The sequence below is a fragment of the Stenotrophomonas sp. MYb57 genome, from assembly GCF_002966815.1.
In the GTDB taxonomy this organism is placed as follows: Bacteria; Pseudomonadota; Gammaproteobacteria; order Xanthomonadales; family Xanthomonadaceae; genus Stenotrophomonas; species Stenotrophomonas indicatrix.
In genome coordinates, this window is the sequence record NZ_CP023271.1 from 3219368 (window position 1) to 3233810 (window position 14443).

Below are 14443 nucleotides of genomic sequence, written 5' to 3' on the forward strand. Positions count from 1 at the left end.
GTGTCGAACCCGGCCCGGGCGCCAATGCGCACGGGCCGGACCTTTGTTTACGCGCCCTCGGCCTGGAGCCGCTCGGTGAAAGCCTGGAGGCTCATGCTGCCGAGATCTTCGCCAGAACGCGTACGCACCGCCACAGCGCCGTTTTCCTTCTCGCGGTCACCAATGACCAGCAGGTACGGCACGCGCTGCAGCGTGTGCTCGCGAATCTTATAGCCGATCTTCTCGTTACGCAAATCGGCGCTGACGCGGAAGCCTTGATCCGCAAGGCTTTTGGTCACCGCAGAGACGTATTCAGCCTGCGCATCGGTGATATTGGCCACCACCACCTGGGTCGGCGCCAGCCAGGCCGGGAACTGGCCGGCGTGGTGCTCGATCAGGATGCCCAGGAAACGCTCCATCGAACCGACGATGGCCCGGTGCAGCATCACCGGATGCTTCTTCTGGCTGTTTTCGTCCACGTATTCAGCGCCCAGACGGCCAGGCATCATGAAATCGACCTGCATGGTGCCCAGCTGCCAGGTGCGGCCGATGGCGTCCTTCAGGTGGTACTCGATCTTCGGGCCGTAGAAGGCGCCCTCGCCCGGCAGCTCCTGCCATTCCACCCCGCAGCTGGACAGCGCCGAGCGCAGCGCGCCCTCTGCCTTGTCCCAGGTGGCGTCATCGCCCAGGCGCGATTCGGGGCGCAGCGCGATCTTGACCTGGATCTCCTCGAAGCCGAAATGCTGGTACACCGCCAGCGCCTGCTGGTGGAACGCGGTCACTTCCGCCTCGACCTGGTCTTCGGTGCAGAACACGTGACCGTCGTCCTGGGTGAAGCCACGCACGCGCAGGATGCCGTGCAGCGCACCGGAGGGCTCGTTGCGGTGGCAGGCGCCAAACTCACCGTAGCGGATCGGCAGATCGCGGTAGCTGTGCAGCCCCTGGTTGAACACCTGCACGTGACCCGGGCAGTTCATCGGCTTGAGCGCGTAGGTACGCTTCTCCGACTCGGTGAAGAACATCGCGTCCTGGTAGTTGTCCCAGTGGCCCGATTTCTGCCACAGCGACACGTCCAGGATCTGCGGGCAGCGCACTTCGCCGTAGCCGGTGCTGCGGTACACCTTGCGCATGTACTGCTCGACCACCTGCCACAGCGCCCAGCCCTTCGGGTGCCAGAACACCAGGCCCGGGGCCTCTTCCTGCAGGTGGAACAGGTCCTGCTGCTTGCCGATGCGACGGTGGTCGCGCATCTCCGCTTCTTCGATGCGCTTGATGTACGCATCGAGCTGCTTCTTGTCGGCCCAGGCGGTGCCGTAGACGCGCTGCAGCTGCTCGTTCTGCGCGTCGCCGCGCCAATAGGCGCCGGAAATGCGGGTCAGCTTGAAGGCCTTCAGGAAGCGCGTGTTCGGCACGTGCGGACCACGGCACATGTCCACGTATTCCTGGTGGTAGTACATGCCCATCGCCTGGATGTCAGGCGACATGTCCTCGATCAGGCGCAGCTTGTAGTCCTCGCCACGGGCCTTGAAGATCTCGATGACTTCCGCGCGCGGCGTCACTTTCTTGATGACGTCGTAGTCCTGCGCGATCAGCTCGCCCATGCGCTTTTCGATCGCCGCCATGTCTTCGGGGGTGAACGGGCGCTCGGAGTAGATGTCGTAGTAGAAGCCCTCGGCGATCACCGGGCCGATCACCATCTTCACGTCCGGATAGAGCTGCTTGACCGCGTGTCCGACCAGGTGGGCGCTGGAGTGGCGGATGATTTCCACGCCCTCCTCGTCCTTGGCGGTGATGATGCGCAGGGACGCATCGTGGTCGATGACGTCACTGGCATCGACCAGCACGCCATCCACCGAACCGGCGATGGTGGCCTTGGCCAGGCCGGCGCCGATCGACTGGGCGACGTCCATGACGCTGACGGGGTTTTCGAATTCGCGGCGGCTGCCGTCGGGAAGGGTAATCGTGATCATTGCAATGGCTTCATGCGGGGCCCGCCGTGGCGGGCTGGAAAGCGCTCCCGGGCTGTCGTCCGGGCAATAAAAAAGCGCCGCGAGGGCGCCTGGAATGCAGGGCCTTCGGGGCAGGTCAACAGTGGGCGGTGGTAGTGCTCATGTCGCACGCTCGGCCGGCGCAGTGCGCGGGCCACCTTGGTTCCAGGATGTGGTTGCCCGTGATCTTAAACCAGCGGCGGACAAAGCCCAAGCGGTGCCTGAATGGCGCTGGCTGGCGGCGTGAAAACGCAATGATTACCATGTCCGCGCAGCCCGCCCCGTGCCGGCCTGCCCGCTTCCCCCCAGGATCCTGCAATGCGCCACCCGCCCCGACCGGCGCCTGCCGGTCCCGCCCGTGCCCCGCGTTCACCGGCCATATGCCGGGCCCGGAGCCCCCGATGATCACCGTTGGCCTGTCGACCCTGGGCTTCTGCAGCCTCGGCATGCTGTCGGCGATGTTCTCCGCGCTGGCCTTCTATGCCGCCTCCCCGCACTGCCGCTGGCCACGCCTGCGCCGTGCCGGGCGCCTGGGCCGGCAGATCGGCCTGGTCGCTGCCGTCGCTGCGCTGTGGCTGTGGATGGCCGAACTGGGCTTTGCCGCCGGCCTGGTGGCGATGCTGTGCACCTGGATGCTGGCCGCCATGCTGCTGCCGGCACTGGCCGCGTGGCACCGCCCCGATGTGGAGCCGCGCTGATGTGGTCGCGCGCACTGGCCGGCATCTTCGCCGGCTTCTTCCTTGCCGCTGCGGCGACCGGCCTGGTCGCATGGCTGCCGCCGGGCCCCTGGCAGAAAGCCCTGGTGCCGAGCCTGATCGCGTTCGTCCCGTTGTGGATGCTGGCTGCGCTGTGGGCCTTCAGTTTCCGCAGCCCGTTGCGCGCCTGGCTGACCCTGGCCGGTTGCGCGGCCCTGGGCTTCGCCGTACTCGGCCTGCTGCGCCTGGCCGGCGCAGTGCAATGAGATCGACCGCATGAAATTCAGTTCACAGACCCTGCGCACGTTCACCACCCTGCACACCTGGGTCGGTCTGGTCGCCGGTTTCGGGCTGTTCGTGGCGTTCTATGCCGGCGCACTGACCCTGTTCCACCATGACCTCCCGCTGTGGCAGACGCCTGGCGCGGCAACCGCATTGCCGGCCGGCCTGGATGACGCCCAGTACCTGCTCGACGACGTGCTGGCCACGCATGCGGAAGCGCGTCGCCACGTCGGCATGACCTTCCCGGGCGCCGATCATCCGCAGCCGCTGGCCTACTGGCAGGCCGAAGATGGCAGCTGGCGCTATGCATGGCCAGGACAGACCGGCGGCAGTCCGACGCCACCGCAGACCGGGCTGGCCGAGCTGGTCAACGAACTGCATTACAGCCTGGGCCTGCCGGTGGCCGGGATCTACGTGATGGGCATCGTCAGCCTGCTGTACGGCATGGCCCTGCTCAGCGGGCTGGTGATCCATCTGCCCAAGCTGCTGGGCGATCTGTTCGCGCTGCGCCCGGGCCGCAATCTCAAGCAGCAGTGGCAGGACGCGCACAACGTGATCGGCGTGCTCAGCCTGCCGTTCCACCTGATGTTCGCGGTGACCGGCGCCCTGCTCTGCCTGGTGTTCATGCAGATGGCGGTACTCGATCCCCTGATCTACGACGGCAAGGCGCTGCAGGCGGTACCGACGGCGATGGATACCGCGCCGCTGCGCGAAGCCAGTGGCATCCCTGCCGCACCGGGCAGCCTGCGCGAACTGCACGCGCGGGCGCTGGAAGTGGCCCGCGCGCAGGGCGTGGCCAACTTCGAACCGGCCTACCTGAAACTGGCCAATGGCGGTGATGCCAACGCGACCATCGAAATCACCGGCGAGGCCAGCGGTACGCTTGGCCCGCTCGGCGCTGTCGCGCTGGATGTCGAAAGCGGCCGCGTGCTGGCCAGCCAGCTGCCTGGCCAGCGCGATGCCAATCACGCCACGCTCAGTGCCGCCTACGCCCTGCATTTCGGCGAGTTCGGCAACGGCGTGGTGGTCTGGCTGTACTTCCTGCTGGGCCTCGGCGGCGCCTTCCTGTTCTATTCGGGCAACCTGCTGTGGATCGAGTCGCGTCGCAAGCGCCGTCAGCCGCAGCAGTCGCGCGCGGCCGTCAACATGGCGCGGGCCACGGTGGGCGTCTGCATCGGCCTGTGCGTGGCGATCTCGGTGACCTTCGTGGCCGCGCTGGTGCTGGAGCGGGCAGCGCCTGCCCAGGTCGATCACGGCATCCGCTGGGCCTGCTTCGTGACCTGGGCGGCTTGTGCGCTGTGGGCAGCCCTGCGCCGCCCGGCACAGGCGGCGCGCGAACTGCTGTGGGCTGCGGCGATCAGCACCGCGCTGGTGCCGCTGGCGCACGGCGCCCTCAACGGTGACTGGCTGTGGTTGGCCGCCGCACGCGGCCACTGGCCGTTGTTCTGGATCGATGCGATGGCACTGGCGATGGCGTTTGGCTTTGCGCGCTTGGCGTATGCGAGCCAGCGGCGGGCCCGCAACGGTGACCCCAACAGCGTGTGGGCGAACTGACCAAGCCCGCTCGCAGCACGCGGGTTTACATGGCTTCCACGTAGCGGGCCACTTCGATCAGGTTCCCATCCGGATCACGGAAGTACACCGACTCGATCGGCCCAAGCGCTCCGGTACGCGGCACCGGTCCTTCTTCAATCGTCACCTGCTGGGCCTGCAGGTGGGCCAGCACCGCCTGTACGCCCAGCGGGGTGATCAGGCACAGATCGGCGCTGCCACGGGTCGGCAGCAGCGCGTGGGGCTGCAGCGGCGCGCTGGCCGGGTGCAGGTTGATCTTCTGCTGGCCGAACTGCAGGGCGACGCGGCCGGCGCCGAAGCGCACGACCTGCATGCCCAGCACGCGCTGGTAGAAGTCGCAGCTGCGCTCGATGTCGGCCACGGTAAGCACCAGATGGTCCAGGCGGTCGATGATGATCATGCACGCAGCTTAGCGCTGCGTACATGGCGCCGATGTGCGGTTTCAGGCCACAGCGTTTGCCCGTCACCGCCGTACCAGCCCCGGTCCGGAGATGTCGAACCGGTCAGTCGCCGACGCGGGCCTTCTGCCACGGAGCGAGCATGGCGTTGAGCAGGCTGGCCTGCTCGTCGTCACCGGTCAGCTCCCACATGAAGACACCGGCCAGGCCCTGCTCGCGCGCGAACTGCGCACGCAGGCCGATGGAGCGCGGATCCTCGTAACTGATGAAGATCTTCTGCGCCGGGTTGTACAGCCACGGACTCTGCGCCTGCGGTTGCCAATGCTTCGTCCAACCCGGCTGGTCGAGATAGCGCGCCTTGATCACCCGCCAGTCACCGGCATCGGCCGGCGCGCTGTAGGCCTGGTACAGGCCGTCCGCCGACTCGCCGGTGACCTTGAAGCCGCGCCCGTAGAACGGCACGCCCAGCACCAGCTTGGCCGCCGGCACGCCATGCTCGCGGTAGTACTGCACGGCACCGGCCACGTTGTTCCAGCGCCGCAGCTCCGGCGCCAGCGGGTCGGCTGGCACTTCATGCAGGGGGGCATTGAAGGTCGACACCGCCGAGAAGCCGGTGCCCATGTCGTAGCTCATCAGGTTGATGAAATCGAACACCTTGGCCAACGCGGGCAGATCGTAGCTGGCGGCGGGGTCGTATGGCCCATCGGTCTGCAGACGGCCAGCGGCCAGCGCGGCGGTCAGCAGCATCGGCTGCCCCGCCTTTCTGCCGCGGGCATCCAGCGCCAGCCGGAAGGACTGCGCAAGCTTGGTCAGGTTGGCACGGTCCTGCGGGCGGTGCGCCAGTTCCTTCGGGCCACCGCTGACGGGGAACTCCCAGTCGATGTCCACGCCATCGAAACTGCCGGCATGGCGCTCGAAGAACAACGCCATGCACGAATCGACCAGGCGCCTGCGGCTGGTCTCGGTCAGCGCCGCATCGGAGAATCCGCCCGCGCCCCAGCCCCCGATCGAAATCAACGTGCGCAGATGCGGATGCCTGCGCTTGAGCTCGGCCAACGCGGCGAAGTTGGCTGGCGCCTCGGCACCGATCGCACAGCGTCCGTCCTCGATGGTGGAAAACGCATAGAACAGATGGGTGAGTCGTTCGGCCGGGATGCTCGATACCGGATAGCGCTCGGCGGAACCGCCGGGATAGTACGCACCGAAGATCGGCGGTTGCGCCGGTTGCGCCTGCGCGGCAATGGGCAGGGTGCCGGCGATCAGCACTGCAAGTACAGCCAAGGTCTGGCGGAACATGGAAACTCCCGGGTCGAAGGCGCCGCCACGTTAGCAAACAGATCGGCCCGTGGTGCGGATGTCCGTGCATGTCGTCCGCTGGACAGTGGCGTGCCGCTGGAAGCTGACACGGTCGTGGCTGCACAACGTCGAAAGCACTTCGCTGCAGGACAACACACGACCTGCCTGAGCTAAGGTGGCGCTGGATCTTCACTGGCACACGGACATGACCGCAGACCACGACGCAGACGGCGAACTGCTGGACGACGAAACCCTCGAAAAGCTGCAGGCGCTGGAGGCCCGCGCCTATGCGGCCTTTGATGCGGGCGACCTGGCTGACGCAGCAATCCTGTTCGGCCAGCTCGTCGAATGGACACCCGACATCCCCCACCTGCACTACATGCGCGGGCTGGCACACAAGTACCTGCGCGAGTGGGCGTTGTCGCTGCAGGACAATCTCCGCTCCGAGCAGCTGCGCGATGAAGTCGATGAGGCGACCGCGTGGAATGCGGGAATTGCCGCCACCGGCGCCGGCGACTGGGCCGAGGCGCGCCGGCAATGGACCCGCTGCGGCATCACCCTCCCCGAGGGCGAAGGCCCGATCAACGGCAATTTCGGCGTTGCCTGTGTTCGCCTGAATCCGTGGTCCAGCGGCGAGACCGTGTACATGCGCCGGCTCGATCCGGTACGCGCGCGGCTGGAAAACGTGCCGCTTGCGGAGAGCGGGTTCCGCTTCGGCGACATCGTGCTGCACGACGGCGCCTCCACCGGGCGCCGGACCTACGGCGAGCGCGAAGTACCGGTGTTCAATGCCATGCAGCGCCTGCAGCAGTCGGACATGGCGACCTACGCCGTGTTCGTGCAATGCGATTCGCAGGACGACATCGCCGCGCTGCGCGCAATGACGTTGCCCGGCATCGGCCTGGTCGAAGACTGGACCCATTCGGTACGTCACCTGTGCCTGCGCTGCAGCTATGGGGCACCTCACCAGCACGATGACGACAGCCACGAGGATGACGGCGGCTGGGTGCGCGAGCGCAATCTCGGTATTGCCGCACAGGGCCGCGCTGCGGTCGAAAAACTGATGTCGGCCTGGGCCGCGGCAGGCACCGGGCGCACGCTCGATGCGATCGAACACCGTGAGCACCCGCAGCAGGGTCCGCAGCCGGGCCAGGTGTGGTGGCTGGGTCACGAACAAGCGGACGAATGACGGCAGGGCGCTGCAGGCCTTGCAGCACAAGGCTTTCAGAATTCTTCAGGCGTCCTTCCAGCACTTCAGCCAGCCCTCTGGCCGAATCGGCACTCCTTTCGATGGAGTCCGATCATGCGTTCGCCCCTGCCTGTGTCCACCCTGCTGCTGTGCCTGTACGCCCTCCCCTGCATCGCAGGCCCTGCCCACCCTGATCCCGGCCGCATGCGCGCGCTGGAGCAGGCCATCGCCAGCGATGAGCTGAAACAGATCCGCAGCGTGCTGCTGCAGGTTGATGGACAGGTCGTGTACGAGGGCTATTTCAACGGTGCCGATGCGCAGACCCTGCACGACGTGCGCTCGGCCAGCAAAAGCGTGACCGCCCTGCTGGTCGGCGCAGCGATCGGCGACGGCCGGCTGCCGGGCGTTCGCGCGAAGGTGTACGACTACTTCCCGGCCTTCGTCGCCCACCACGACGTGGACCCCCGCCTGCGTGGCACCACGGTGGAAGATCTGCTGGCGATGAGCACGCTGTGGGAGTGCGACGACGAGAACCCGTTCTCGGCCGGCCACGAGGAGCGCATGTACGTCGGCGAGCGCTGGCTCGATTTTGCCCTGGCGCTGCCGGTGAAGGGCTTCGCGCCCTGGATGGCGCGCCCGGAGGACAGTCCTCACGGGCGCGCGTTTGCCTACTGCACCGCCAACTCGTTCGTGCTCGGCGCGGTACTGGAACGTGCGACCGGACAACCGCTGGCCGATTACGCAGCCCATGCACTGGAACGACCACTTGGCATCACCCACAGCCAGTGGAACCGTTCCCCCGAGGGCATCGGCATGGGCGGAGGCGGCACACGCTACCGCAGCCGGGACCTGGCCCGCCTCGGCCAGCTCGTGCTTGATGGCGGTCGTTGGCAGGGGCGCCAGCTGGTTCCACGCGACTACGTCGCCGCGATGCTGTCACCGCAGGCAACGGCCGGCGACGGCAGCGATTACGGCTATCAATGGTGGGGCCTGAAACTGACTGTCGGTGGCCAGCCACAGACCGTATGGGCGATGTCCGGCAACGGCGGCAACTACGTGTTCCTGCTGCCGCAACAGCGCGCTGTCGCGGTGGTGACCAGCCAAGCCTACAACCGCAGCATCGCTCACCCGCAGTCGCGCCGCATTCTCACCGAATTCCTGCTGCCGGCGCTGCGCTGAGGTCGGCCAGCCCGGCGGGACGCCAGTCGGCCGCCAGCACCTGCGCACGCTGGCGACCGATATCGGCATCGATGCGCGCCAGCAGCGGCGCCCAGCCGGGCGCTTCGTGCAGGGACGCAAACAGCGGCGTGGAGCGCAACCACGCCGCATCGCGGAAGCCATCAACGACCGCCTGTTGCAGCGCGGTGACGGCAGCCTCCGGGTCGCCTTGCGCCTGCAGCAGCAGGGCCCGCTCAAGCGCGGCATCGGACCACCCGTCGCCGCGCTGCGTCTGCAACATTGCAAGACGCGAAGCCACCCACTCCGGCGATGCCGCGGGCTGCGCGTACAAGGCCGCCAGCGATTGACCGAGCGATTGCTGTGGACGCAGCTGCCGCCCGCGCTCGAAGGCATCGGCAGCACCGGCGTGATCGCCCGCCAGCAGCGCCAGTTCGCCCTGCAGCCGCAGCAACTGCGGATGTGGCGTGCCGCGTGCCAGCGCCTCGGTCAACGCCTGCCTCGCCCGGCCCGGGTCACCTGCCGCGAACAGACTGCGCGGCCAGGCGATGTTGGCGAAGACGTTGTCCGGATACAGCTGGAAATTACGCGCGTGGCGCTGCGCGGCCGCGTGAGTGAAACCGAGCAGCTCCAGTTCGCGCGCCACCTGCACATCACGGAAGCGCAGGCGCTCGGGCGCCGTCAATGCAAGATTGGCACGCAGGGCCAGGGCAAGGTGGCCGCGCTCCTGGTGCAGGTAGGCGAGCGAGGCACGGGTGCGCTCGTCGCCCGGATCCAGCGCGATCGCCCGCTCGTATTCGGAAATGGCCTGCGGCATCTGCCCGAGGCAGTCGTAGGCATAACCTCGAAGCGCGTACACAGCACCCTCCTGCGGCGCGAGTTCACGTTCGATGTTGGCCAGCGCCAGCCCTTCCCGGACCTGCTCGGGCGATCCATTGAACAGACAGCCCTGCGCGGACAACGCTCGTGACAGGCCGCGGCGCGCCGGACTGGAATCAGGGTCCACCTGCAATGCCTGCCGGTACAGGGCGATGGCGCGCTCGTTGTTGCTGGCCTGGCCGATGCTGGCGTAATAGTCGGCGCGCTGCAGCAACGGCAGCGGGCCACTGGCCGCCGGCGTGCGCGGCCAGAACGAGGCGGCAGCGGCAAGAACGACGACACCGGCACCTGCAAGCCATGGCCATTTCTTCCGGTGCGCGGTAATGGGCACCGCCGCTGCCGGCGGTGCGATGGTCGGCAGTGCACACAACTGATAGCCGCGCCCGCGTACCGAACGGATGTAGCGCGGGCGTCGGCTGTCATCACCCAGCGCCTGCCGCAACAGCTTGACCCGCTGGCTGATCGCATCCTCCCCAACCACTGCAGGTGCCCACACCTGTGCAGCCAGCGTGTCGAAGTCGACAACGTCGTTGCCGTGTGCCAGCAGCACGTCGAACAGGCGCCAGCTCAGCCCCTGGATCGGCAGCACGTCGCCGGCGCGGCTGACCCGCTGCGCGGGGCGGTCGATCTGCAGGTCAAGCAGGCGCAGGGTGTCCATGGGTGAAGCATAGCGCCGCGGTACGACGCCGGCAGCGCCGGACGACAGGCAAAGAAAAAGCGGGCCGAAGCCCGCTTTTTCATTCTGGCGTGTCAACCAAGGGTGACTGACACCTACCGTCATCGACCTGCGGTCGATTACTCGGCGGTGGCGCCTTCGCCTTCCTCGACGGCCTTCATCGACAGGCGGATACGGCCCTGCTTGTCGACTTCCAGCACCTTGACCTTGACCACATCGCCTTCCTTCAGCACGTCGCCGACCTTCTCGACGCGGTCGCTGGAGATCTGCGACACGTGGACCAGGCCGTCCTTGCCCGGCAGGATGGTGACGAACGCACCGAAGTCCATGATCTTGGCGACCTTGCCTTCGTAGATGCGGCCCGGCTCGACGTCCGAGGTGATCTGCTCGATGCGGGCCTTGGCGGCCTGGGCAGCGATGGCATTGACCGAAGCAATGACGATGGTGCCGTCATCCTGGATGTCGATCTGGGTGCCGGTTTCCTTGGTGATGGCCTGGATGGTCGAACCACCCTTGCCGATCACTTCGCGGATCTTGTCCGGGTGGATCTTGATGGTCAGCAGGCGCGGCGCGTAGTCCGACAGCTCCTCACGCGGGGCGGTCAGGCCGTGGGCCATTTCGCCCAGGATGTGCAGACGGCCAGCCTTGGCCTGCTGCAGAGCCTGCTTCATGATCTCTTCGGTGATGCCTTCGATCTTGATGTCCATCTGCAGGGCGGAGATGCCCTCAGCGGTACCGGCAACCTTGAAGTCCATGTCGCCCAGGTGATCTTCGTCACCCAGGATGTCGGACAGGACGACGAAGCGATCGCCTTCCTTGACCAGGCCCATGGCGATACCCGCCACCGGAGCCTTCACCGGCACGCCGGCGTCCATCAGGGCCAGCGACGAGCCGCAGACCGACGCCATCGACGAGGAACCGTTCGACTCGGTGATTTCCGAGACGACGCGGATGGTGTACGGGAAGGATTCCAGCGACGGCATCACTGCCAGCACGCCGCGCTTGGCCAGACGGCCGTGGCCGATCTCGCGACGCTTCGGGCCCATCATGCGGCCGGTTTCACCCACCGAGTAGGGGGGGAAGTTGTAATGGAACAGGAAGTTCTCTTTGTACTCACCGGAGACGGCATCGATGACCTGGCCATCACGGGCGGTGCCCAGGGTGATGGTCACGATGGCCTGCGTTTCACCGCGGGTGAACAGCGAGGAACCGTGGGTACGCGGCAGGATGCCGGTCTTCACTGCGATCGGGCGGACGGTGTCCAGCGCACGGCCGTCGATGCGGACCTTGGTGTCCAGCACCGAGTTGCGCATGGTGCTGTATTCCAGCTCGCCGAATTCCTTCGACAGCTCGGCCGGGTTCCAGCCTTCAGCGGCAACGCGGCCGGCCAGCGACTCGACCACGTCCTTCTTGATCGCCGAGATGGCGTCGCGGCGCTGCAGCTTGTCGCGCACCTGGAAGGCCTCGCCCAGACGCGGGCCGATGGCTTCCTGCAGGGCGCTGATCAGCACGTCGTTCTTGGCCGGGGCCACCCAGGTCGACGGCTTGGTGCCGGCTTCCACGGTCAGTTCGTTGATCGCGTTGATGACCTTCTGCATTTCGCGGTGACCGAAGGTCACGGCGCCCAGCATCACGTCTTCGGACAGCAGCGCGGCTTCCGATTCCACCATCAGCACGGCGTTGGCGGTACCGGCAACGACCAGCTCCAGCTCCGAATCCTTCAGTTCGGTCACGGTCGGGTTGAGGATGTACTCACCGTTCTTGTAACCCACCTTGGCGGCGGCGATCGGACCCTTGAACGGGGTGCCGGCCAGCGACAGCGCGGCCGAGGCACCGATCAGGGCCGGGATGTCACCGTCGATGTCCGGGTTCAGCGACATCACGGTGGCGATGATCTGGACTTCGTTCTTGTAGTCTTCCGGGAACAGCGGACGGATCGGACGATCGATCAGACGCGAGATCAGGGTTTCCTTCTCGGTCGCGCGGCCTTCGCGCTTGAAGAAGCCACCCGGGATACGGCCACCGGCGTAGAACTTCTCCTGGTAGTCACAGGTCAGGGGGAAGAAGTCCTGGCCCTCACGCGCGCTCTTGGCGGCAACGGCGGAGACCAGCAGCACGGTGTCGTCGAACTTGACGATGACGGCGCCACCGGCCTGGCGGGCGATTTCGCCGGTCTCAAGCGTGACGGTGTGCTTGCCGTACTGGAAGGTTTTGGTGATTTTTGCCACGGAGGGTGTCCTTGGGGATGCTGTCTGCGAATGGACCGTGGGCGACCCTTGCCGCCAACGGATGACCGGTCGTTCCGATCTGAAAAAGGTATTGCGGTGCTACAAAACAAAACCGCGGCGCATCGCTGCGCCGCGGGGGATTCGTTGCTTAGCGACGCAGGCCAAGCTTCTCGATCAGGGCCTTGTAACGCTCGACGTCCTTCTTCTTCAGGTAGTCGAGCAGGCTGCGGCGGCGGTTGACCATCTGCAGCAGACCACGGCGGCTGTGGTGATCCTTCTTGTGGGTCTTGAAGTGGCCGGTCAGCAGTTCGATGCGGGCGGTCAGCAGTGCAACCTGGACTTCCGGGGAGCCGGTATCAGCCGAGCTGCGCTTGTTGTCTTCAATGACCTTCTGGGTGTCGATCGACATGTCTTTTTTTCTCTGTGATGCGTGGCCGGCAGGAACGCGCTTTCGCGCACCGCCTGGCTCGCCGTGAACCAACAATGGATGAAACCCGCCTTCGGCAGGCTGCCGTAAAACGGCCGCGGAATTGTAACGGCCAGGGGGCTTTGGAACAAGGTCCGGGGCTGAACCGGGCCTCCTCGTTCAGAGGTTGAAGCGGCGCTGCGGGGCCAGCAGACCGCTATCGTCGACCTGGCCCAGGCCCTGCGCCACCGATCCAGGGCCAAACACCGCCACCAGGCCGCGCGGCCAGGAGAGGTCGCGCTGGCGCTGGCCCACGCAGAAGCGCTGGGTCTGCTCGGCGTCCAGGTCAACCCGGGGGTATTCGGACAGGCCCGCCGCCAGCGGCAGCAGCAGCGCGTCCATGGCGGCCTCATCCTGCGCTTCCACCAGAGCCCTCAGCTGCTCCAGGGTGACCATCGCCGGTTCGTGGAACGGTTCCACCCACAGGCGCCGCAGGGCGCTGATGTGCGCGCCACAGCCCAGCGTTTCACCCAGGTCACGGGCCAGACTGCGGATATAGGTGCCCGAGCCGCAGGTGACCCGCAGCCACAGCCGCTCGGGGTGCTGCTCCAGAATCTCGATGGCGTGGACCTTGACCTGGCGCTCGGGCGCCTCGATGGCGTCGCCACGGCGGGCCTTCACATACAGCGGCTCCCCGCCCTGCTTGAGCGCGGAATAGATCGGCGCACGCTGCAGGATGTCGCCAAGCAGCGGCGCGATCGCCGCCTGCAGGGCCTCGGCGCTGATCACGGGCACCGGCCGCTCGAGCAGCACCTGGCCCTCGGCGTCGTCGGTATCGGTGGTCTGGCCCAGCACGATCTCGGCGTCGTAGGCCTTGGCCGAGCCCAGCAGCAGGCCGGCAATCTTGGTCGCCTCGCCGAAGCACAGCGGCAACAGGCCGGTGGCCAGCGGGTCGAGGCTGCCGGTGTGGCCGCCCTTCTCTGCACGGAACAGGCGACGGGCGACCTGCAGCGCGGCGTTGGAGCTCATGCCGGTCGGCTTGTCGAGCAGCAGGATGCCATCCAGGCGGCGGAACTGAATTCGGGTCATGACAGGTATGGGTAGCGCCGGAACATGCCCAGCGAGCGCGCAGCGCGGTCTGCATCAGACATCGCGCAGCCGGAATGCAACAACGCCGGGCATGCCCGGCGTCGCGCGGTTATTCTTCGTCGCCTTCGCGACGCTTTTCGGCGGCCACGGTATCGGGCAGGTCGCGCAACAGGTTGTCGATGCGCTCGCCACGATCGACCGAGTCGTCGTAGTGGAAATGCAGCTCCGGCACATGCCGCAGCTTCATCGCGCGCGCCAGCTCCATGCGCAGGCCCCAGGCCAGTTCCTTCAGGCCCTTCACGGCTTCAACCGAACGTTCCGGCATCAGCGCGGTGACGAACACCTTGGCGTGGGCCATGTCGCGGGTGATTTCCACGTCGGACACGCTCACCGAGGGCAACCCGTGCTCACGCACGGCGTTGTGCACCAGGGTGCCGAGTTCACGGCGCAGCTGGGCGGAGACACGGTCGGTTCGATGGAAAGTCTTGGGCACGCGGCAGGCTCTTGATTCGATTGTGGCCCGACCAAGGTCAGGCCCTACAGTTTACGGGATGAAACGAGACCGGCCCGTGAGGGCCGGTCCGTTGCAG

Annotated in this window: 13 protein-coding genes; 5 read left to right on the forward strand and 8 right to left on the reverse strand. The window is 66.7% G+C overall.

The features are described 5' to 3' along the window. Positions 1-47 precede the first annotated feature (47 nt). On the reverse strand, positions 48-1949 hold the full coding sequence (thrS, locus tag CLM74_RS14895; RefSeq protein WP_025876257.1) for a threonine--tRNA ligase: 1902 nt from the start codon (positions 1947-1949) through the stop codon (positions 48-50). 419 nt (positions 1950-2368) lie between these two features. On the opposite strand from thrS, the gene CLM74_RS14900 reads away from it, so the two are divergent. From CLM74_RS14900 to CLM74_RS14910, 3 genes are read left to right on the forward strand one after another with little or no spacing between them, the layout of a single operon-like run. Beyond that, positions 2369-2665 (forward strand): hypothetical protein, encoded by a 297-nt coding sequence (locus CLM74_RS14900; protein ID WP_025876254.1) that lies wholly within the window; start codon positions 2369-2371, stop codon positions 2663-2665. Continuing rightward, the gene (locus tag CLM74_RS14905; protein ID WP_025876252.1) at positions 2665-2928 is read left to right on the forward strand and encodes a hypothetical protein; all 264 of its coding nucleotides are present in this window, start codon (positions 2665-2667) and stop codon (positions 2926-2928) included. The genes CLM74_RS14900 and CLM74_RS14905 overlap by 1 nt, the downstream gene beginning before the upstream one ends. A 10-nt stretch (positions 2929-2938) precedes the next feature. After that, entirely contained in the window at positions 2939-4498 is a 1560-nt protein-coding gene (locus CLM74_RS14910; protein WP_105164419.1) for a PepSY-associated TM helix domain-containing protein, read from the forward strand. A gap of 25 nt (positions 4499-4523) precedes the next feature. Here CLM74_RS14910 and CLM74_RS14915 read toward each other — a convergent pair whose 3' ends face one another. After that, positions 4524-4913: a VOC family protein gene (locus CLM74_RS14915; protein WP_343122494.1), complete on the reverse strand. Its 390-nt coding sequence runs from the start codon at positions 4911-4913 to the stop codon at positions 4524-4526. A 106-nt stretch (positions 4914-5019) separates the two neighbouring features. After that, on the reverse strand, positions 5020-6210 hold the full coding sequence (locus CLM74_RS14920; protein WP_105164420.1) for a glycoside hydrolase family 18 protein: 1191 nt from the start codon (positions 6208-6210) through the stop codon (positions 5020-5022). A gap of 205 nt (positions 6211-6415) precedes the next feature. On the opposite strand from CLM74_RS14920, the gene CLM74_RS14925 reads away from it, so the two are divergent. Then, a complete protein-coding gene (locus tag CLM74_RS14925) occupies positions 6416-7399 on the forward strand; it encodes a hypothetical protein (protein ID WP_199776053.1) in 984 nt (327 codons plus the stop codon). A gap of 114 nt (positions 7400-7513) precedes the next feature. Beyond that, on the forward strand, positions 7514-8578 hold the full coding sequence (locus CLM74_RS14930; protein WP_025876243.1) for a serine hydrolase: 1065 nt from the start codon (positions 7514-7516) through the stop codon (positions 8576-8578). On the opposite strand, the gene CLM74_RS14935 is transcribed toward CLM74_RS14930, so the two are convergent. The 5 genes from CLM74_RS14935 to rbfA all read right to left on the reverse strand — a co-directional run bounded on the left by CLM74_RS14935 (position 8547) and on the right by rbfA (position 14346). Beyond that, entirely contained in the window at positions 8547-10112 is a 1566-nt protein-coding gene (locus CLM74_RS14935) for a winged helix-turn-helix transcriptional regulator (RefSeq protein WP_105164421.1), read from the reverse strand. The two genes, CLM74_RS14930 and CLM74_RS14935, sit on opposite strands and share 32 nt — an antisense overlap. 137 nt (positions 10113-10249) lie before the next feature. Then, positions 10250-12358 (reverse strand): polyribonucleotide nucleotidyltransferase, encoded by a 2109-nt coding sequence (pnp, locus tag CLM74_RS14940; RefSeq protein ID WP_025876239.1) that lies wholly within the window; start codon positions 12356-12358, stop codon positions 10250-10252. Between the two features lie 148 nt (positions 12359-12506). After that, on the reverse strand, positions 12507-12767 hold the full coding sequence (rpsO, locus tag CLM74_RS14945) for a 30S ribosomal protein S15 (RefSeq protein WP_005410445.1): 261 nt from the start codon (positions 12765-12767) through the stop codon (positions 12507-12509). A 177-nt stretch (positions 12768-12944) separates the two neighbouring features. Continuing rightward, positions 12945-13853 (reverse strand): tRNA pseudouridine(55) synthase TruB, encoded by a 909-nt coding sequence (gene truB, locus CLM74_RS14950; RefSeq protein ID WP_105164422.1) that lies wholly within the window; start codon positions 13851-13853, stop codon positions 12945-12947. Positions 13854-13962: 109 nt separating this feature from the next. Beyond that, complete coding sequence (rbfA, locus tag CLM74_RS14955) at positions 13963-14346, reverse strand: 30S ribosome-binding factor RbfA (protein WP_025876229.1); 384 nt, start codon at positions 14344-14346, stop codon at positions 13963-13965. Positions 14347-14443 lie beyond the last annotated feature (97 nt).

Bases quoted from the DNA above. Each gene is read 5' to 3' on its own strand.
- thrS (WP_025876257.1), bottom strand. From the start codon at position 1,949: ATGATCACGATTACCCTTCCCGACGGCAGCCGCCGCGAATTCGAAAAC.
- CLM74_RS14905 (WP_025876252.1), top strand. From the start codon at position 2,665: ATGTGGTCGCGCGCACTGGCCGGCATCTTCGCCGGCTTCTTCCTTGCC.
- CLM74_RS14925 (WP_199776053.1), top strand. From the start codon at position 6,416: ATGACCGCAGACCACGACGCAGACGGCGAACTGCTGGACGACGAAACC.
- CLM74_RS14900 (WP_025876254.1), top strand. From the start codon at position 2,369: ATGATCACCGTTGGCCTGTCGACCCTGGGCTTCTGCAGCCTCGGCATG.
- CLM74_RS14935 (WP_105164421.1), bottom strand. From the start codon at position 10,112: ATGGACACCCTGCGCCTGCTTGACCTGCAGATCGACCGCCCCGCGCAG.
- CLM74_RS14910 (WP_105164419.1), top strand. From the start codon at position 2,939: ATGAAATTCAGTTCACAGACCCTGCGCACGTTCACCACCCTGCACACC.
- CLM74_RS14920 (WP_105164420.1), bottom strand. From the start codon at position 6,210: ATGTTCCGCCAGACCTTGGCTGTACTTGCAGTGCTGATCGCCGGCACC.
- rpsO (WP_005410445.1), bottom strand. From the start codon at position 12,767: ATGTCGATCGACACCCAGAAGGTCATTGAAGACAACAAGCGCAGCTCG.
- truB (WP_105164422.1), bottom strand. From the start codon at position 13,853: ATGACCCGAATTCAGTTCCGCCGCCTGGATGGCATCCTGCTGCTCGAC.
- CLM74_RS14930 (WP_025876243.1), top strand. From the start codon at position 7,514: ATGCGTTCGCCCCTGCCTGTGTCCACCCTGCTGCTGTGCCTGTACGCC.